The organism is Nocardioides sp. AN3 (assembly GCF_054653495.1).
In genome coordinates this window covers 60,127-79,300 of sequence record NZ_BAAIGC010000018.1, presented here as the reverse complement: position 1 = coordinate 79,300, position 19,174 = coordinate 60,127, and the positions used below count along the sequence as shown (strand labels likewise).

At 71.1% G+C, this 19,174-nt stretch carries 15 protein-coding genes; 10 read left to right on the top strand and 5 right to left on the bottom strand.

Features of this window, described 5'->3' with window-relative positions; genetic code table 11:
* Positions 1 to 81: 81 nt before the first annotated feature.
* Both ACYQ1K_RS18585 and trxA read right to left on the bottom strand, forming a co-directional pair.
* Positions 82 to 1,623, bottom strand: coding sequence for an SDR family NAD(P)-dependent oxidoreductase (locus ACYQ1K_RS18585; RefSeq protein ID WP_459984744.1), 1,542 nt, complete (start codon positions 1,621 to 1,623; stop codon positions 82 to 84).
* A 41-nt stretch (positions 1,624 to 1,664) separates the two neighbouring features.
* Positions 1,665 to 2,027, bottom strand: a complete 363-nt coding sequence (gene trxA, locus ACYQ1K_RS18580; RefSeq protein ID WP_459984743.1) for a thioredoxin — start codon at positions 2,025 to 2,027, stop codon at positions 1,665 to 1,667.
* 409 nt (positions 2,028 to 2,436) lie between these two features.
* Between trxA and leuS the strand changes: the two genes are divergently transcribed.
* The 5 genes from leuS (at position 2,437) to holA (ending at position 10,430) form a co-directional block, all read left to right on the top strand.
* The gene (gene leuS / locus ACYQ1K_RS18575) at positions 2,437 to 4,929 is read left to right on the top strand and encodes a leucine--tRNA ligase (protein WP_459984742.1); all 2,493 of its coding nucleotides are present in this window, start codon (positions 2,437 to 2,439) and stop codon (positions 4,927 to 4,929) included.
* Between the two features lie 110 nt (positions 4,930 to 5,039).
* Positions 5,040 to 5,900, top strand: a complete 861-nt coding sequence (locus tag ACYQ1K_RS18570; protein ID WP_459984741.1) for a DegV family protein — start codon at positions 5,040 to 5,042, stop codon at positions 5,898 to 5,900.
* Between the two features lie 98 nt (positions 5,901 to 5,998).
* On the top strand, positions 5,999 to 7,141 hold the full coding sequence (locus tag ACYQ1K_RS18565; protein WP_459984740.1) for a ComEA family DNA-binding protein: 1,143 nt from the start codon (positions 5,999 to 6,001) through the stop codon (positions 7,139 to 7,141).
* A complete protein-coding gene (locus ACYQ1K_RS18560; RefSeq protein WP_459984739.1) occupies positions 7,138 to 9,432 on the top strand; it encodes a ComEC/Rec2 family competence protein in 2,295 nt (764 codons plus the stop codon). Before ACYQ1K_RS18565 ends, ACYQ1K_RS18560 begins: the two co-directional genes overlap by 4 nt.
* 35 nt (positions 9,433 to 9,467) lie before the next feature.
* Complete coding sequence (gene holA / locus ACYQ1K_RS18555) at positions 9,468 to 10,430, top strand: DNA polymerase III subunit delta (RefSeq protein WP_459984738.1); 963 nt, start codon at positions 9,468 to 9,470, stop codon at positions 10,428 to 10,430.
* Between the two features lie 86 nt (positions 10,431 to 10,516).
* Here holA and rpsT read toward each other — a convergent pair whose 3' ends face one another.
* Both rpsT and ACYQ1K_RS18545 read right to left on the bottom strand, forming a co-directional pair.
* Positions 10,517 to 10,777, bottom strand: coding sequence for a 30S ribosomal protein S20 (gene rpsT, locus ACYQ1K_RS18550; RefSeq protein ID WP_459984737.1), 261 nt, complete (start codon positions 10,775 to 10,777; stop codon positions 10,517 to 10,519).
* A gap of 140 nt (positions 10,778 to 10,917) precedes the next feature.
* A complete protein-coding gene (locus tag ACYQ1K_RS18545; protein WP_459984736.1) occupies positions 10,918 to 11,853 on the bottom strand; it encodes a phosphotransferase family protein in 936 nt (311 codons plus the stop codon).
* 133 nt (positions 11,854 to 11,986) lie between these two features.
* Between ACYQ1K_RS18545 and ACYQ1K_RS18540 the strand changes: the two genes are divergently transcribed.
* Both ACYQ1K_RS18540 and lepA read left to right on the top strand, forming a co-directional pair.
* Positions 11,987 to 13,033, top strand: a complete 1,047-nt coding sequence (locus tag ACYQ1K_RS18540) for a glycoside hydrolase family 25 domain-containing protein (protein ID WP_459984735.1) — start codon at positions 11,987 to 11,989, stop codon at positions 13,031 to 13,033.
* Positions 13,034 to 13,077: 44 nt separating this feature from the next.
* Positions 13,078 to 14,937, top strand: a complete 1,860-nt coding sequence (gene lepA, locus ACYQ1K_RS18535; RefSeq protein WP_459984734.1) for a translation elongation factor 4 — start codon at positions 13,078 to 13,080, stop codon at positions 14,935 to 14,937.
* A gap of 383 nt (positions 14,938 to 15,320) precedes the next feature.
* Here the strand turns inward: lepA and ACYQ1K_RS18530 are convergent, their stop codons facing one another.
* The gene (locus ACYQ1K_RS18530; protein ID WP_459984733.1) at positions 15,321 to 16,799 is read right to left on the bottom strand and encodes a DHA2 family efflux MFS transporter permease subunit; all 1,479 of its coding nucleotides are present in this window, start codon (positions 16,797 to 16,799) and stop codon (positions 15,321 to 15,323) included.
* Between the two features lie 78 nt (positions 16,800 to 16,877).
* Here ACYQ1K_RS18530 and ACYQ1K_RS18525 point away from each other — a divergent pair, with 78 nt between their 5' ends.
* The 3 genes from ACYQ1K_RS18525 (at position 16,878) to ACYQ1K_RS18515 (ending at position 19,171) form a co-directional block, all read left to right on the top strand.
* Positions 16,878 to 17,501 (top strand): winged helix-turn-helix transcriptional regulator, encoded by a 624-nt coding sequence (locus ACYQ1K_RS18525; protein ID WP_459984732.1) that lies wholly within the window; start codon positions 16,878 to 16,880, stop codon positions 17,499 to 17,501.
* A gap of 74 nt (positions 17,502 to 17,575) precedes the next feature.
* A complete protein-coding gene (locus ACYQ1K_RS18520) occupies positions 17,576 to 18,463 on the top strand; it encodes an aminoglycoside phosphotransferase family protein (RefSeq protein ID WP_459984731.1) in 888 nt (295 codons plus the stop codon).
* 33 nt (positions 18,464 to 18,496) lie between these two features.
* On the top strand, positions 18,497 to 19,171 hold the full coding sequence (locus tag ACYQ1K_RS18515; protein WP_459984730.1) for an MOSC domain-containing protein: 675 nt from the start codon (positions 18,497 to 18,499) through the stop codon (positions 19,169 to 19,171).
* Positions 19,172 to 19,174: the final 3 nt, after the last annotated feature.

The following is a 19,174-nucleotide window of genomic DNA, read 5'->3' as shown; positions in this document are numbered from 1 at the left end:
GGTCGCAGTTGCCCGCGGGGTCAGCGACGAGCCGACAAGGCTCGTCGCTGACCCCGCGGGCAACTGCGACCCTTCACCTGCTCACCAGGGGGAGGGGGAGTAGTCCTTGAGGAAGCAGCCGAAGACGTCCTCGCCGGCCTCGCCACGCACGATCGGGTCGTAGACGCGGGCGGCCCCGTCGACCAGGTCGAGCGGGGCGTGCCAGCCCTCGGCGGCGATGCGCAGCTTCTCGTGGTGCGGACGCTCATCGGTGATCCAGCCGGTGTCGACGGCGGTCATCAGGATCTTGTCGGTCTCGAACATCTCGCCCGCCGACGTGCGCGTCAGCATGTTGAGCGCCGCCTTCGCCATGTTGGTGTGCGGATGCCCCGGCCCCTTGTAGCGCCGGCCGAACTGGCCCTCCATCGCGGAGACGTTGACGACGTACGCCCGGCGGGCACCCCGCGCGAGCGCCGCCCGCATCGAGGGGCGCAGCCGCGAGACGATGAGGAACGGCGCGATCGAGTTGCAGAACTGCACCTCGAGGAGCTCCAAGGGGTCGACCTCGTCGACGACCTGCGTCCAGGAGTTGTTGGTCTGGATGTCGGGGATCAGGCCGCCGGCGTCGACCGCGGTCCCGGCGAGGTGAGCCTCCAGGGAGGCACCGCCCGCCTTGAGTGCCAGTGCGGTCATGGTGGCGGCGTTGTGGGCGGCGAGCGCGGCCGCGTCCGACTCGCCCTCGTGGTGGGCCACCGGGTGTGCGGTGAGCGCACCGGCGATCGCGGCCGGATGAGCCTCGGAGATCCTGTCGAAGGTGACCATCTCCGGCAGCTCGATGCCGCCGGGCAGCGGGGCGCTCTCGCCCTCGATGAGGTGGGAGTAGGCACCCGGCAGACGGCGTACGGTCTGGCAGGCGTTGTTCACGATGATGTCCAGCGGGCCGTCGGCTGCGACGTCGTCGGTCAGCGCGATGACCTGGGTGGGGTCGCGTAGGTCGATCCCGACCACCTTCAGACGGTGCAGCCAGTCGGCGCTGTCCTCGAGTCCGGCGAAGCGGCGTACGGCGTCCTTCGGGAAGCGTGTCGTGATCGTCAGATGCGCGCCGTCGCGCAGGAGCCGGAGGGCGATGTACATCCCGATCTTGGCGCGGCCGCCCGTGAGCAGAGCCCGCTTGCCGGTGAGGTCGGTGCGCTGGTCGCGCTTGGCGTGGCTCATGGCCGCACACGAGGGGCACAGCCAGTGGTAGAAGGCGTCGACCAGGGTGAAGTCCTGCTTGCAGATGTAGCAGCCCCGGGCCGTGATGAGCTCGCCTGCAAAGGCGCCCGGAGCGTTCGAGACCAGCGGGATGCCGGCCGTCTCGTCGTCGATGCGCATCGGCGACCCCGTCGCTGTGCGCTCGATGACCGCCTGATCGTGCGCCTGCTTCTCGAGCCGGATCTCGGCGCGGCGGGACTTCTTGAGGAGCTTCCACATGTACGACGTCGCGCGCTTGACCGTCTGCACGTCGTCGTGGTCCGGCGGGAGGTGGTGGAGCTGACCGAGCACCTCCAGGGTGATCGCCATCTTCTGGGGGTCGATGCCGCGGATGCGCTCGAACGCGTCGAGGTCATCGAGGGTCGAGCCGGGTGCTGCCGTCGCGTCCACGGCGGTCACCTTAGGTGGAGACCGCGGTGAAGGCGTAAGCCTCAGCCCTCCTGCTGCTTCGCGGCCTCGAGAGCGGCGTCGACGTCGAGCTCGACGACCGCGTCGATCACCTGGGCCAGCGCCTCCTTGGGGAGCGCCCCCGGCTGGGAGAAGACGAGGTGACCCTTCTTGAACGCCATCAGGGTCGGGATCGAGGTGATCCGCGCCGCTCCGGCCAGTGCCTGCTCGGCCTCGGTGTCGACCTTGCCGAAGACGATGTCGGGATAGGTCTGCGAGGCGGCGTCATAGACGGGAGCGAACTGACGGCACGGGCCGCACCAGGACGCCCAGAAGTCGACGAGCACGATGTCGTTGTCGACGACGGTCTGCTCGAAGGTGTCGGCGGTGAGATCGGTGGTGGCCATGAGAGTCACAACGAGACCGGCTCGTGTGACATTCCCTGTGCAGGAACGCGCACCGCCGACCTGAGAGAGCAGCGGAGCGAAATGGGGGGGTCTTCGCTCCGCCGCCGTGCCTCCCAGGCCGGCGGGCGCAGACAGTGTGACACGGCACATGAGGCCGACACAAACAGGTCCATGCTCGCGGCGCGTCGCCACCCCGGCTGACGGCGACAGGGGTGGAGTAGTCTGGGCGCGTGCGGACCACGATCCTTCTGCTTGGCCGGCCGCGCTGACCACCACCGGTCCCTCTCGGGGCCGGACGCAGCGCGGCAACCCCTCCCTGGGTGAGGGGTTTTTTCATGCCATGAGGGGACTCACCACAGCGGGACAGCGGGATTCGTCCGACGGATCCGATGAGCGAGAGATACGAGAGATGACGCAGGAACAGACCCAGGACGAGATCGTCTACGACCCCGACGCGCTGCAGGCCAAGTGGCAGCCCGTGTGGGAGTCGCTCGACCCGTTCCGCGCCGGGGAGCGCACGGGCGCCGAGAAGCGGTACGCCCTGACCATGTTCCCCTATCCCTCCGGTGACCTGCACATGGGGCACGCCGAGGTGATGGCGCTGCACGACGTCATCGCGCGGTACTGGTGGCACCGGGGCTACGACGTGCTCAACCCGATGGGCTGGGACTCCTTCGGCCTGCCGGCGGAGAACGCCGCGATCCGCAACGACGAGCACCCGGCCACCTACACCTACGCCAACATCGAGACCCAGCTCCGCTCGTTCCAGAAGTATGCCGTCTCCTTCGACTGGTCGCGCCGCCTGCACACGTCCGACCCCGAGTACTACCGCTGGACGCAGTGGCTGTTCCTGAAGTTCCGCGAGCGCGGTCTGGCCTACCGCAAGAACTCCCCGGTCAACTGGTGCCCCAACGACCAGACCGTGCTGGCCAACGAGCAGGTGCTGGCCGACGGCACCTGCGAGCGCTGCGGAGCGGTGGTGACGAAGAAGGAGCTGACGCAGTGGTACTTCAAGATCACCGACTACGCGCAGCGCCTGCTGGACGGCCTCGATGTGCTGGAGGGCAGCTGGCCCGAGCGGGTCGTGCACTCCCAGCGCAACTGGATCGGCCGCTCCGAGGGTGCTCATGTCGACTTCGACATCACCCTCGCCTCGGGCGAGGTCGAGAAGGTCACGGTCTTCACGACCCGACCGGACACGCTGTACGGCGCGACGTTCATGGTGGTCGCGGCCGATGCTGCGCTGGCCGCCCGGATCGTCGCCCCTGACCGGGCTGAGGCGCTGACGGCGTACCTGGAGGACGTGCGCAAGGCCTCCGACATCGACCGTCTGGCGACGGACCGGCCGAAGACCGGCGTCGACCTCGGCGTGACCGCGACGAACCCGGTCAACGGCGAGCAGGTGCCCGTGTGGGCGGCCGACTACGTGTTGGCCGACTACGGCACCGGCGCGATCATGGCCGTCCCGGCCCACGACCAGCGCGACCTCGACTTCGCGAAGGAGTTCGGGCTGCCCGTCCGGCGTGTCATCGACGTGCCGGGGACCGACAACCCGGAGGAGACCTATGTCGCCACCACGGGGGACGGCGCCTACGTCAACAGCCCCGCCCTCGAGGGGCTGGCGGACAAGGCCTCGGGCATCTCGACGATCATCGCGAAGCTGGAGGCGGACGGCCGGGGGACCGGCACGGTGAACTTCCGGCTCCGCGACTGGCTGCTGTCGCGCCAGCGGTTCTGGGGCGCGCCCATCCCGATCATCCACTGCGAGGCCTGCGGCGAGGTGCCGGTCCCCGAGGACCAGCTGCCGGTGCGGCTGCCCGAGAACGTGCGCGGCGCCGACCTGAAGCCGAAGGGCGTCTCGCCACTGGCGGCCGTCGCCGACTGGGCGAACGTCGACTGCCCGCGGTGCGGCGGTCCGGCCACCCGCGACAGCGACACGATGGACACCTTCGTCGACTCGTCGTGGTACTTCCTGCGCTTCTGCTCCCCGCGCTACTCCGACGGGCCGTTCGACGTCGAGGCCGTGCGTGAGTGGGCCCCCGTCGACCAGTACGTCGGCGGCTTGGAGCACGCCGTCCTGCACCTGCTCTACGCCCGGTTCTTCACCTACGTCCTGCATGACATGGGCATGGTCGACTTCGAGGAGCCCTTCACCCGGCTGATGGGCCAGGGCGTCGTCATCAACCAGGGCAAGAAGATGTCGAAGTCGCTCGGCAACGGCGTCAACCTGGGCGAGCAGATCGACCGCTTCGGCGTCGACGCCGTGCGCCTGACGCTGGTCTTCGCCTCGCCGCCTGAGGACAACATCGACTGGGCCGACGTCTCGCCGAGCGGATCGGTGCGCTTCCTCCAGCGGGCGTGGCGTCTCTCCGGGGACGTCACCTCGGCTCCGGGCACCTCGTTCGCCGACGGCGACGTCTCGCTGCGCCGCGTCACGCACAAGACGCTGCACGAGGTCGAGCACCTGATGGAGAGCTACCGCTTCAACGTGGTCGTCGCGCGCACCATGGAGCTGGTCAACGCCACCCGCAAGGCGATCGACTCCGGCTGCGGCCCGGCCGACCCCGCGGTGCGGGAGGCTGCCGAGGCGGTGGCGATCCTGCTGTCGCTGGTGGCGCCCTACACCGCCGAGGAGATGTGGGAGCGGCTCGGCCACACGCCGACCGTCGCCCGCGCGGGCTGGCCGGTGGTCGACCCCGAGCTCCTGGTCGAGGACACGGTGACCGCGGTGGTCCAGATCGCCGGCAAGGTCAAGGGTCGTCTCGAGGTCTCCCCGTCGATCAGCGAGGCGGACCTCGAGGCGCTGGCGCTGGCCGACGAGGCCGTCGTCCGTGCGATCGACGGGCGCCCGGTCCGCAAGGTGATCGTGCGGGCGCCCAAGCTCGTCAACATCGTCGTCTGACGTGCACACCCGCGTGCGGCGGGACGTCAGACGGTGGGAGCAGGCGCTTGCTCGGACCGCATGACGCGACAGGGGTCCTCGAGGACACGGCGGCCGGTAGTGTCGCCGGCATGGGGCAGCGCGTCGTGGTGGTCACCGACTCGAGCGCGATGCTGCCGCCGGAGCTATCGGAGGCAGCCGGCATCGTCGTCGTGCCGCTGCACGTCGTGATCGGCTCCGACGAGCTGGAGGAGGGCGACCCGGGCACCAGTCCGGAGGAGATCGCGGCGGCACTCGCCTCGCGGACCGCCGTCAGCACCTCCCGGCCCGCACCGGCGGCCCTCGCGGGTCTGTACCGCCGGCTCGCCGACGACGGCGTCGACGAGGTGCTGGCCGTCCACCTGTCCGGAGAGATGAGCGGGACGCTGGAGTCGGCCCAGCTCGCCGCGCGCACGGCGCCGCTGCCCGTCACGGTGGTCGACACCCGAGCCGTGGGTCCGTGCCTGGGCTTCGCTGCCCTCGCAGCGGCCGACGCCCTCGCCCGCGGGGCGACGACGGCGGAGGCCGCCGACCGGGCGATGCAGCGGGCGGAGGCAACGACGTCCTACTTCTACGTCGACACCCTCGAGCACCTGCGCCGGGGCGGACGGATCGGCGCCGCGGCGGCGATGCTGGGGTCGGCGCTCGCGGTCAAGCCCCTGCTGGCGATCGAAGGCGGCCGCGTGGTGGCGCGTGAGCGGGTCCGTACGTCGACCCGCGCCCTGGCCCGCCTGCAGGAGCTCGCCCTGGAGGCGTGCGCGGACGACCCTCGGGTGGAGGTCGTCGTCGCCCACCTGCGCAACCAGGAGCGTGCGGAGGCGCTCGCCGACGCCATGGCCGACAGACTGGGCGAGCGTCTCGTCGGCCGCGTCCGTGTCGGCGAGCTGGGCGCGGCTCTCGGCGCCCATGTCGGCCCCGGGATGATCGCGGTCTGCGTCTCTCCGCCCGGCTGAGCGCCACTCGTCGTCCCCAGCGACCTCGTCGGCCCGCCTGTCCCCAGGCCGCGGGCGGGGGCAGGGTGCTCCACCGCGCGTGTTCCTAGCGTGACCCCATGCGCCCCGGATCCGAGCACCGTGATGCCCTCGCCCGACGACTGGACCTTCTGCGCGCCGAGTCCGAGGCGCCCGAGGACCCGTTCGACGATCCGTTCGACGACCTGCGAGCGGACCCGCTCGGGCCCCCTCCCGCGGACCCGTTCGACGACCTGCGATCGGACCCGCTCGGGGACCCGCCAACAGACCCGTTCGCGGGCGCATTCGGGACTCTGTCGGCGGACAGAGTCGCGGGCCCGCTCTCGGGCCGAGGCTCGCGGCCGCCAGCTGTGCCGGTTCCCGGGCGCCACGTCGAGCGTCGCCCGGCGGCGGTGGTGGAGTGGCTGCGTGACCGGGCGGCCGGCCTGGTGCCCGAGACACTGCAGGGTCGGGTGAGCATCGGCCCGTGGCACGTGACGGTCGTGGCGCTGCTGGTCGCAGTCGGGCTGGCGATCACCTGCTGGTCGGTGCTGCGAGGAGAGCCCGACGCTGTGCCGGCGGTGACCGACGCGACTGCCTCGCCGCTGGTCTCGCTCAGCGCCGGGGCGTCCGGCGCAGCGGGGCCGTCGGCAGGGACGACGGCGGCCGCGGCAGCGGGGGCATCGGTGGACGCATCGGCTGCGGCGTCGCCTGGGGGTTCGGCCGCGGCGGCGCCCAGTGACACCAGCGTGCCGCCACCGACCGGGGGGCCAGCGACGCTGACCATCGACGTAGCCGGGAAGGTCCGCCGGCCCGGCGTCATCCATCTGCCGGCGGGCTCTCGCGTCGTCGACGCGATCGAGGCGGCTGGCGGTGCCCGCCCGGGAGCCGACCTCGACGGGCTCAACCGGGCTCGGCTGCTCGTCGACGGCGAGCAGATCCTGGTGGGCGCACCGGCAGTCCCACCAGCCGGGGCTGCGAGCGGGGCAGGAAGCGGGTCAGGAGGCCGGGCGGGGAGCGTCACGGGCACCGGCGTCGCGCCGACCGGTGCCCCCGTCAACCTCAACACCGCCACGGTGGGGGAGCTCGACAGCCTGCCCGGGATCGGGCCGGTGACCGCGCAGGCGATCCTCGACTATCGCACCCAGCACGGCCGGTTCAGCACGGTCGACGAGCTCCTCGACGTGGACGGCATCGGCGAAGCGACATTGAGCAAGCTTGCTCCGCATGTGTCCGTCCAGTGACGGCCGATCTGCGGCTTCCCGCCCTGGGCGCGGCAGCGTGGTGCGGAGGGCTGCTCGCGGCGCTGGCGACAGCGGATCGGCTGGTGGCCGGAGTGGTGACGATGGCGGGGCTCGGCGCCTTGGGCGTGCTGGCGACCCTGCTATGCGGCTCCCGGCGTCTCCTGGCGGTGGCGGCCGGCGTGGTCCTCACCGCGGTCGTCGTGGTGGGGCTCGTCCGCGAGCACCAGGTCGCCGCGAGTCCGGTCGCGGCGATGGCGAAGCACCGGGCAGCCGCGCTGGTCACGGGGACGGTGGCGTCCGACCCACAGGTCGTGCAGGGGCGCTTCGGGTCCACCATCACCCTCCGGCTGGTGGTCCGATCTGTCGAGACGAGGGGAGAGGTGCTCACCCTGCGCGCTCCCGTCGTCGTCCTCGGCGACGACGGATGGCGTCGGCTGCCGCTCGGCGCGCAAGTCGCGGTGCAGGGGCGCTTCGGGGCGGCGTACGACCCTGCCGACTCCGCGGTGCTCACTCCTCGCGGTCCGGTGCGGATCCTGCGTGCACCGAGCCCGTGGTGGCGCGGGGCGGCCGCCGTGCGCGCGGCGATCCGTCGGTCGGTGGCGCACCGCCCCGTCGAGCCCCGCTCGTTGGTGCCGGCGCTGGTCGACGGGGACGCCGTCGACGTGCCCCAGGCGCTCGCCGACGACTTCCGCGCGACGGGGCTCACGCACCTGCTCGCCGTGTCCGGCACCAACCTGACGCTCCTGGTCGGGTTCCTCCTGGTGCTGGCTCGATGGTGCCGGGTGCGAGGGCGCTGGCTCTCGGTCGTGGGTGCCCTCGGCATCGCCGGTTTCGTCCTGCTCGCGAGGACGGAGCCGAGCGTCGTCCGTGCGGCCGCGATGGGCTCGGTGGGGCTGCTGGCCATGGGCGCCAACGGGCGCCAGCGAGCGTTGCGAGGCCTGGGCGCAGCCGTCGTCGGTCTCATGCTGCTCGATCCGGCGCTCGCCACCTCGATCGGCTTCGCTCTGTCCGCGCTGGCGACAGCAGGCATCCTCGTCCTCGGGCCGCCCTGGCGAGACGCCCTGGCCCACTGGCTGCCCCGATGGCTGGCGGAGGCGGTCGCCGTCCCCACAGCCGCCCAGCTGGCCTGCACGCCGTTGGTGGCGGCCATCTCGGGCCAGGTCAGTCTGGCCGCTGTCGGTGCGAACCTGCTCGCGGAGCCTCTCGTCGGGCCGGCCACGGTGCTGGGTCTGCTCGGCGGCGTCCTCGGCCTCGTCTGGGACCCTCTCGGGAGGCTCGCCGGAACCGCGGCGTCGTGGTGTGTCTCCTGGATCATCCTCGTCGCCCATCACGCGGCAGGGCTGCCGGCCGCCGGCATCGGCTGGGGGACCGGAGCCGGCGCACTCGCCCTCCTCACCGTTGCGACGATCGGCATCGCTCTGGTGGGGCCCCACGTCGTGCGCAGCCGCGCGCGGGGCGTCGTGGTCTCGCTCGTGCTGGTGGTCGTGGTGGCCGTGCGACCGCCGTCGCTGGGGTGGCCGCCGTCGGGCTGGGTGCTGGTGGTCTGCGACGTCGGGCAGGGCGACGCCCTTGTCGTTCGGACGGGTCCCGACTCGGCTCTGGTCGTCGACGCCGGCCCGGACCCGGCACCGACACGGCGCTGCCTCGACGGCCTCGGTGTCCGGTCGGTGCCGCTGCTCGTCCTCACCCACTACCACGCCGACCACGTCGACGGGATCGCGGGCGTGCTTGCCGGTCGCCGGGTCGGGGCGATCGAGACGACCAGGCTGGCGGATCCCCCGTTCGGCGTCGAGGAGGTGGCGCGGGCCGCGGCTCGCGCGGGTGTGCCGGTCCGGCAGGCGGGGTACGGCTCGACCCGCCGACTGGGCGACGCCACGGTGCAGGTCCTGTGGCCGGAGCCCGACTCGCCCGTGCGTGGACCCGGCGACGGGTCCACGGCCAACGAGGCGAGCGTCGTCCTGCTGGTCACGGTCCGCGGCGTGCGTCTGCTGCTCACCGGTGACATCGAGCCCGAGGGCCAACAGGTGCTGGCTCGTCAGTTGGCCGGCCTCCGCGTCGACGTGCTCAAGATCCCGCACCACGGGAGCCGCTACCAGGACGAGGACTGGCTGCTCTCGCTCCACGCGGAGATCGCGATCGCGTCGGTCGGGGCCCACAACGACTACGGACACCCCGCACGGCAGACGCTCGACCCACTCGAGAAGGCGGGTGCTGACGTCTATCGCACCGACGAGGACGGCTCGGTCGCGGTGGTCGCCGGCGCCGACGGGCGGCGCGTCGTCACGCGCTGATCGGGCTGTCGGCGTCCTGTGGCAGGCTTCGCTCGATGAGTGGACGTGGGGCAGGACCAGGTGCGGCGGACGTCCTCGGCCGAGTCACGCTGGTGACCGGCAAGGAGGAGTTCCTCAGCGAGCGCACGGTGGCGGCGGTCAGGGCGGCGGTGCGGGCCTACGACGCCGATGCGGAGCTGGGCGACGCCCTGGCCGCCGACCTCACGCTGGCGACGCTGGGGGAGATGGCGGCGCCGTCGCTGTTCTCCAGTGTCCGGTGCGTCGTCGTGCGTGGGCTGGAGAACCTGCCGGACGAGTCCGTCGACGGCTTGGTCGGCTACGCGTCCGCGCCGGTCGAGGACGTGGCCCTCGTGCTCGTGCACGGCGGCGGACCGAAGGGCGGCGGCGTGCTCACGAAGCTGCGCAAGCTGCCGACGGTCACCGAGGTGAAGTCCGAGCCCGTCAAGCCATGGGACCTGCCGAAGTTCGTCGTCTCCGAGGGGCGTGCGCGAGGTGCGCGCGTCGACCCTGAGGCTGCCGGCGCGCTGGTGCAGGCCGTGGGGGAGGACCTGCGGATGCTCGCCTCGGCCGTCGACCAGCTGGTGAGCGACTTCCCGGGTGTCGCGATCGGCGAGCAGCAGGTCGCGCAGTACTTCGGGGGTCGGGCCGAGGTCAAGAACTTCGAGATCGCCGACGCCCTGCTGGCCGGCCGACGCCTCCAGGCGATGGAGGGGGTCCGGTGGGCGCTGGACTCGGGCACGAGTCCGGTGTACCTGCTCAGCAGCGTGGCCGGGCAGCTGCGCACGCTGGCCAACTATGTGGGCGGCAACCGGAAGAACATCAACCCCTACCAGCTCAAGAAGCTGCCGGCCGTCGCCCGCGGTTGGGACGGAGCCTCGCTCGGGGCGGCCATCCGGGCGGTCGCCCAGGCTGATGCGGACCTCAAGGGGGCCGCCAGCGACCCGGCGTACACGCTGGAGAGGCTGGTCCTGACCATCACCGGGCTCCGATCACGGTGAGTGGACGCAGATGCCCACACACAAAGGCCCCGGCGGAATCCCGCCGGGGCCAACGTGTGAGGACATCTGCGTCCGCTCAGCGAGCGTCAGAGAGAGGCAGCCTTCTTGGCGATCGCCGACTTGCGGTTGGCGGCCTGGTTCTTGTGGATGACGCCCTTGGAGGCAGCCTTGTCGAGCTTGCGCGCGGCGTCCTGACCGAGCTTGACCGCGGTCTCCTTCTCGCCGGCCGCGGCGGCCTCGCGGAACTTGCGGATGGCGCTCTTCAGGCCGGTCTTGACCGCCTTGTTGCGCTCGTGCGCCTTCTCGTTCTGCTTGTTGCGCTTGATCTGCGACTTGATGTTCGCCATGGGGAACTAGCTGTCCTTCGCGTCAGTGGTTTCGGTTCGGGCGCGCTCTCCCGGCCACTCGTGGGATGAGAGGGGAGGGGCCTCGAACACGCAGCCATGAAGGCTACCAGCGGCGCCGGACACCCCTCAAATCGCAGGGCTCAGATCCAGCCGCGCCGCTGGGCCAGCCAGGTCCAGCACACCTCACCCTGCCAGCGCTGGCCCTCCCGCATCCACGGCGAGGTCGTCGGCGCCGGCTGCGCAGCGGAGCGCAGGAAGTAGCCGGTGACCAGCGCGAGCACGATGTCGATCGCCTCGGGGTCGACGGTGGACAGCAGCGGGTGGGCGGCGATGTGAGCCTCGACGTCCAGGCCGTCGCCGCGCGGACCGATGAGGAGCAGCAGCGAGTCGATCCACGCGGCGCCCAGCACGGGCCAGTTCCAGTCGCACAGGTAGACCGGACCGTCCTCGGTGACGATCAGGTTGTCGTCGCGCACGTCCGTGTGCACCAGCGTGTCACCGCCGGTCACCTCGGCGTAGCGCGCAGCGAGCCCAGCGGCCTCCTCGGCGTGGGCCACGTCGCCGAGCTCCTGCCAGTACGCCGGAAAGTCGGCGAACTCCTGGGCGAAGCTGTCGACTCCGAGGCCCGGTGCCGGCGTCAGCGCGGCGGCCGTCTCGACCAGCATCGTGCTCGCCGCGGCGAGGTCCCCGCGCGTCCACGGCCGGTGGGGCGCCCGACCGGCGACGTACTCGATGCCGAGCACCACCCAGTCGTCGTCATCGAGGACCCACTGCAGCCGGGGGGCCCGCACCGACGGCGGAAGCGTCCTCAACTTGCGTGCCTCGGCGCGGTAGGAGTCGGCGAACATCCGTTGGGCCTTCACTGACGCCGCCTTGACGAAGTGCCGCGAGCCGTCGGCACAGGTCAGCACCGATGCGAACCCGGGCGTGAACCCGGCGTCCTGGGACTCGGCCTCGACGACGGCCGAGCCGAGCTTCCTCTCGACGGCACGCCGCACCATCGGGGGGAGGTGCACCCAGTCGAGGCGTCGGGCGGTGCGGCCGTGCGGGATGGTCGTCGGGTGAGCCAGGGTCACCAGCCCATCTTCGGACATCCGGGCGCCCCTGACGCAAAGGTCGGCTCCACACGAGTGGGCCACGTCGCGTCGAACGGCATGCGAGGATCGATCCATCGGCGGTGCGCAACCGCCGGCAGGCAGGGGGCGCACGGTGAGAGCAGTGGTCGCGGCGCTGCTGGCGGCGTCGCTGCTGAGTGCCTGCGCCGGTCCGGCGACCGTGGACGCGACCATCGAGGCGACCGAGCCGACGGGGAGCATCGGTCCGTCGACCGCGGCTGGCTCCGACGCCGGGTCGACGTCGCCGTCGCGACTGACCTCGCCAGTGACGTCGCCCGTGACCTCACCGACGACTCTCCCGTCGTCGTCCGCGCTGGCGACCCCGCTGGCGACCCCGCTGGCGAACCCGCTGTCGACGCTGCCCGACACGACCACCCCGACCATCACGATCCCGGTGCTGCCGACCCCGAGCAACGAGGGGGCGGTGGAGGGCGCCGACGCGAGCTGGCCCCAGTGCCCGAAGGGCATGGGCATCCCGCAGAAGCGGTCCGAGGGCGCCCCGATGCCGCTGCCCTCGGCCCGGTTCGTGGTGCTGGGGCTGACCAACGGTCCCGGGTTCCACGCGAACCCCTGCCTGGCCGACCAGGTCGCCTGGGCGAGCAGCCGGCATCTCATGACCGGCGCCTACTCCGTCGTCAGCCGTGCCGAGCGGGGCCAGGTCGCCGAGCTCGGCGACCAGGGCCCCTTCGATCCGAGCGACAGGCTCGGGCGGTTGGCCAACGTCGGCTACCAGCAGGCGCTCTTCAACGTCCGGACCATGCAGGCGGCCGGTCTCCAGACCCCGGCGGTGTGGCTCGACGTGGAGCCGGTCTCAGGCTTCGACTGGCCATCCGACACGGTGGCCAACGCCGCCGTGGTCCGCGGCGCGGCCAAGGCGTACGCCGACGAGGGGCTCACCGTCGGTGTCTACTCCACCGGCGCGCTGTGGCAGCGCGTCGTCGGCGAGCTCAGGCTCGGGTTGCCGGAGTGGCGGGCGGCCGGTCAGACCTCCCGCGCGGAGGCACTGCGTCGGTGCGGGCCGGAGCGGATGTTCCAGGGCGGCACCGCGGTGCTCACGCAGTGGGTCCAGGACGGGCGGGACCGTGACGTGACGTGTCCCGGCGGGTCGACGTACCTGTCCTTGTGGTTCCACCAGTACTAGCGGTTTCGACAAGGCCAACCACCGGCGGGGACAATGAGGACATCATGACCGCACCGAAGCCTGGCCACACCGATCCCGCGATCATCCGCAACTTCTGCATCATCGCGCACATCGACCATGGCAAGTCGACCCTCGCCGACCGCATGCTCGGCCTCACCGGCGTGCTCAGCGAGCGGGACGCGCGGGCGCAGTATCTCGACCGCATGGACATCGAGCGCGAGCGCGGCATCACGATCAAGAGCCAGGCGGTCCGCCTCCCGTGGACGGTCACCGAGGGCGAGGACGCCGGCAGGACGTTCGTGCTCAACATGATCGACACGCCTGGACACGTCGACTTCACCTACGAGGTGAGCCGGAGCCTGCAGGCCTGCGAGGCGGCGGTTCTGCTCGTCGACGCGGCCCAGGGGATCGAGGCGCAGACGCTGGCGAACCTCTACCTGGCGATGGGTGCCGACCTGCACATCATTCCGGTGCTCAACAAGATCGACCTCCCGAGCGCCAACCCCGAGAAGTACGCGCTCGAGCTCGCCAACCTCGTCGGCTGCGAGCCCGAGGACGTGCTGCGGGTGAGCGCCAAGACCGGCCTCGGGGTCGAGGACCTGCTCAACGAGATCGTCAAGCAGACACCCGCCCCGGTCGGCGAGGCGGACGCCCCTGCGCGGGCGCTGATCTTCGACTCGGTCTACGACACCTACCGGGGTGTCGTCACCTACGTGCGTGTCGTCGACGGCAAGCTCACCCACCGCGACCGCATCAAGATGATGAGCACCGGCGCGACCCACGAGCTCCTCGAGCTGGGCGTGATCAGCCCCGACCAGGTGCCGGCCGGCGAGATCGGCGCCGGCGAGGTCGGTTACCTCATCACCGGCGTGAAGGACGTCCGCCAGTCGCGGGTCGGCGACACGGTCACCATGCAGCACAAGTCGGCGAGCGAGCCCCTCGGCGGCTACGAGCACCCCAACCCGATGGTGTACGCCGGCCTCTACCCGATCGACGGCGACCAGTACCCCGACCTGCGCGAGGCCCTCGACAAGCTGCAGCTCAACGACGCGGCCCTGACGTATGAGCCCGAGACCTCGGGCGCGCTGGGCTTCGGCTTCCGGTGCGGCTTCCTCGGGCTGCTGCACATGGAGATCACCCGGGACCGGCTCGAGCGCGAGTTCAACCTCGACCTGATCTCCACGGCGCCCAACGTCGTCTACCACGTGACGATGGAGGACGGCTCGAGGATCGAGGTGACCAATCCGAGCGAGTTCCCCGACGGCAAGATCGCCGAGGTCACCGAGCCGGTGGTCAAGGCGACGATCCTGTCGCCGTCGGACTACATCGGCACGATCATGGAGCTGTGCCAGAACAAGCGGGGCTCGCTGCTCGGCATGGACTATCTCTCCGAGGACCGCGTCGAGATGCGCTACACGCTGCCGATGGGCGAGATCGCGTTCGACTTCTTCGACCAGCTCAAGTCGCGCACGAAGGGCTACGCCTCGCTCAACTACGAGTTCGACGGTGAGGCGGCCGCCAACCTCGTGAAGGTCGACATCCTGCTGCACGGCGACCCGGTCGACGCGTTCAGCGCGATCGTGCACCGCGACGCGGCGTACAACTACGGCGTGATGATGGCCGGCAAGCTCAAGGACCTCATCCCGCGCCAGCAGTTCGAGGTGCCGATCCAGGCGGCCATCGGCGCCCGGGTGATCGCGCGCGAGACCATCCGCGCGATCCGCAAGGACGTGCTCGCCAAGTGCTACGGCGGCGACATCACCCGCAAGCGCAAGCTCCTCGAGAAGCAGAAGGAGGGCAAGAAGCGGATGAAGATGGTCGGCCGGGTCGAGGTGCCCCAAGAGGCATTCGTCGCCGCGCTGTCCACCTCCCAGCCCGCCGGGGACAAGCCCGCCAAGAAGTGACCGCCCGTCGGCCGGAACTGGTCTGAACGGGTCGATCGGCCGCCAGGAGATCTGGCGATTGAGACCACTTCCCGAGCGATGCACGTCGCGCTCGGCGGCATGGCGCCGGGACGAGCCCGATCCGCGCCCCGGAGTACGCCGGAAACGCCGGAAACGCCGGAAACGCCGGGGGAAGTCGGGGGAAGTCGCTGGGAAGGCCCGGGAGGTCGCCGGACGTCACCGGACGTCACCCGGAGGTCGCCGGAGGTCGCCCGGACGTCACGAGACGTCACCCGGAGGTCGCCGGGGGTCGCCGGAGGTCACCAAGGTCCGCGGAGACGCAGAGTCCCCGGAACACCACGGCTCCGGGGAGTTCTGCGAGATGACGCTGTGAGCGGCTCGGCTCATGCCGCCTCGGCCGCGGGCTCGGCCTGCTCGAGCTGGGGGACGCGCTCGGCCTCGAGCTCGTTGCGCCGGATGAGGGTCAGCGCCGCGACCAGGCCGAGGGCGGCGATGACGGCGCCGGCGATGAACGCCGACTGGAAGCCGTCGACCAGGCCGACCGGCAGGAGGGAGCCGGACTTGACCGCGTCCTCGGTGCGGGACGTGGCGATCGAGGAGAGCGCGGCGATCCCCAGTGCACCGCCGATCTGCTGAGAGGTGTTGATCAGGCCGGAGGCCAGGCCCGCCTCGGCCGGCTGCACGCCGGCGAGTGCCGCGATCGAGATCGGGACGAAGGAGAACCCGATGCCGACGCCGATGATGAGGAAGCCGGGCAGGAGGTCGGCGACGTAGCTGCCACCGACGGAGACCTGCGTGAAGAACAACAGGCCGGCCGTCAGCATCGCCATGCCGACCACCAGCACCGGCTTCACCCCGATGCGGGTCACGAGCTGGCCGGCCACCGCCGACCACAAGATGGCAGTGCCGGCGACGGCGAGATACGCGACGCCCGTCTTCATCGGCGAGTAGCCGAGCACCTGCTGCATGTAGAGCGTCAGCATGAGGAACATCGAGAACAACGCGGTGCCCATGATGAACCCGGCGACGTTGGCTCCGCTCACGGTGCGGGTCTGCAGCAGCCCGAAGCGCATCAGCGGCTCGGGGTGACGCAGCTCCCAGACGACGAACCCGGCGAGCAGCACCAGGGCGCCGGCGAGCACGCCGACGGTCTGCGCCGACAGCCAGCCCTTCTCGCCGGCCTGCGTGATGGCATAGACCAGTGACGAGAGTCCGCCCGTGACCAGGACGGCGCCCGGCACGTCGAAGCTCGAGACGCGCGCGTCGCGGCTCTCCTCCAGGAGGAACGGCGCGAGAGTCAGCCCGATGACGCCGACCGGGACGTTGACGAAGAAGATCCACTCCCAGCTGAGGGCGTCGGTCAGGACGCCGCCGAGGAGCACGCCGGCCACGGCGCCGAATCCTCCGACCGCACCCCAGGCGCCGAGCGCGATGTTGCGCTCCCGGCCCTCGGCGAAGGTCGTCGAGAGGATGGAGAGGGCCGCCGGCGTGATGATCGCGGCGCCGAGCCCCTGGAAGGCGCGGGCGGCGATCAAGGACGGCTCGGACCACGCCAGGCCGGACATCAGCGAGGCGAGGGTGAACACGACCACGCCGATGAGGAACACCCGGCGGCGGCCGACCATGTCGGCGGTGCGCCCGCCCAGCAGGAGGAAGCCGCCGAACACGAGGGCGTAGGCACTGATCACCCACTGCAGGTCGGCCTGGGCGAACCCGAGGTCGGCCTGGATGGACGGAAGCGCGACGTTCACGATCGCGATGTCGAGCACGACCATGAACTGCACGAGGCACAGGAGTGCGAGGGCCAGCCACCTCCGGGTGTCCGCTGCCCCCGCTCGCGTTGCTTGCATTTTGGAAGTCATGTTCTCGACCGTAGGAGCGAGCACTTCGAAAGTGCAAGTTAATTATTTCGTTGAGGAAGTGAGTGCTATCATTGATGCATGCCCAAGCGCTACGAGCAGTACTGTCCGATGGCTCACGCGCTTGACCTCGTCGGTGACCGCTGGGCTCTGCTGGTGATCCGCGAGCTCATGCATGGCCCCAAGCGCTACACGGACCTCGTCGACCGGCTGCCTGGGATCGGGACCAACATCCTGGCCACGCGGCTGCGCGACCTGGAGAGCAACGGCATCGTCGCCCGTCGGGTGCTGCCCCCACCGGCGGCGTCGAAGGTCTACGAGCTCACCGACTACGGTCGCGGCCTGCGCCCGGCCATGCGCGAGCTGGCGATCTGGGGTGCCCGCTCGCTGGGGCCGCCCTCGGTGCAGGAGGAGCTCTTCGACGGCTGGCTCAGCAACGCCATGGACACGGTGATCGCGTCGCTCGCCCCTCCGGGCCGGTTCGAGTTCCGGGTCGGCAAGGAGATCGCCTCGTTGGTGGACGGTGAGGTGGTCGACGGTCCGATCGACGACCCGCAGGTCGTCGTGGAGGCCGACCCTCAGGGCATCTACTCCCTGTTCGTCGACCGGTGTCTCGACCTCGTGACGGTCACCGGCGACAGCGACCTGCTCGCCGACCTCCTCGACGTCGCCCCGGCGCGGGTCGAGCAGCCCGCCCAGGTGTAGGGACGCGCTGACGTGGGGCACCGCGGTCACCTGCGGCCGCCGGCGATGTGAGCGCTCGACCTAGTCTTCAGGGCGTGATCGGGTCCGGCCTGTCGGCGTACGCCGCCCGAGGAGCGGACTGGGCCGCCTGGCTCGACCGACTTCCAGGTCTCCTCCGGCAGATCCTCGAGGAGTGGGAGCTCGCACCCGACGGCGAGGCGAACCACCGCAGTACGGCGCTGGTCATGCCGGTGGTCACAGGCGACGCCGAGGGGGCGGCGGTGCTGAAGATCAGCTGGCCGGGTTGGGAGTCCGAGCACGAGCACCTCGCGCTGCAACACTGGCACGGCGAGGGCGCCGTACGTCTGCTCCGGGCCGACCCGCACCGCCGGGCCCTCGTGCTGGAGCGGCTCAGTCCTCACGACCTCGGTGACCACTGGGACGTCCAGGCCTGCGAGATCGTGGGCGACCTCTATCGGCGACTGCACGTGCCCGCGCCTCCCCAGCTGCGCACCCTGTCGTGGTACGCCGACCGCGTGGCCGACCGTCTGGCCGCGCTGCCGCCCGGCACGCCGCTGCCGCCCCGCTTCGTCGACCAGGCCCGGTCGCTGGCGGCATCGTTCGCCGCGGACCCCGCCACCGACGGCCGGCTGCTCCACACCGACCTGCACTACGGCAACGTCCTCGCGGGTGCTCGGGTGGAGGGCGAGCCGGCCTGGCTCGCCATCGACCCCAAGCCGCTCTCGGGTGACCCGCACTACGAGGTGGCGCCCCTGCTGTGGAACCGGTTCGACGAGCTGGCAGGTCGCGTGCGCGAGGGCATCCGAGACCGGTTCTTCGCAGCCGTCGACGCCGCCGGACTCGAGGAGGAGCGCGCGCGGGACTGGGTCGTCGTCCGCATGCTCGACCTCGCCCGGCAGAGCCTCCACGACGCGGACCTCCTCACCAGGTGCGTGACGATCGCCAAGGCGGTCCAGGGGTGAATTCGGCGGACCGGCGAGCCTGTTGATGCGAGGATGTGCGTCGTGCCCGTCCTCCGCTCCGTCAACGTCGGCCGCCCGAAGGACAAGGACTGGGCGGGGCTCGGCTACACCTCCATCGACAAGCGGCCGGTGACGGGCTCGGTCCGCACCCACCGGAGGGGTCTGGTCGGCGACGTCGTCTCCGACACCCAGCACCACGGCGGCCCCGACCAAGCGGTCTACGCGTTCGCACGTGAGGACCTGGACCACTGGGAGCGCGAGCTCGGGCGGACGATCCGCGACGGTCAGTTCGGGGAGAACCTGACGACCGAGGGCATCGACGTCAACGAGGCCGAGATCGGCGACCACTGGCAGATCGGCTCCGCCGTCTTCGAGGTCGCCTACGTCCGCACGCCGTGCAACGACTTCAAGGGCTGGATGGGGGAGTCCGGCTTCGACAACCGGCAGTGGGTCAAGCGCTTCATGGCGCACGCTCGGCCGGGGCCATACCTCCGTGTGCTCGTCGAGGGCGAGATCCGTGCCGGCGACGAGATCGCAACGGTCCGCCGACAGGGTCACGGCGTCTCCGTGTCGACGATGTTCCGCGCCATCAACCTCGACCACTCGCTCCTGCCCGAGCTGCTCAGGATCGACGGCCTGGTCGAGCAGGTGCGAGTGAAGGCTGCCAGGATCGCCGCGGGGCTACCCCCGGGTAGGGCGGCGGTCTAAGGT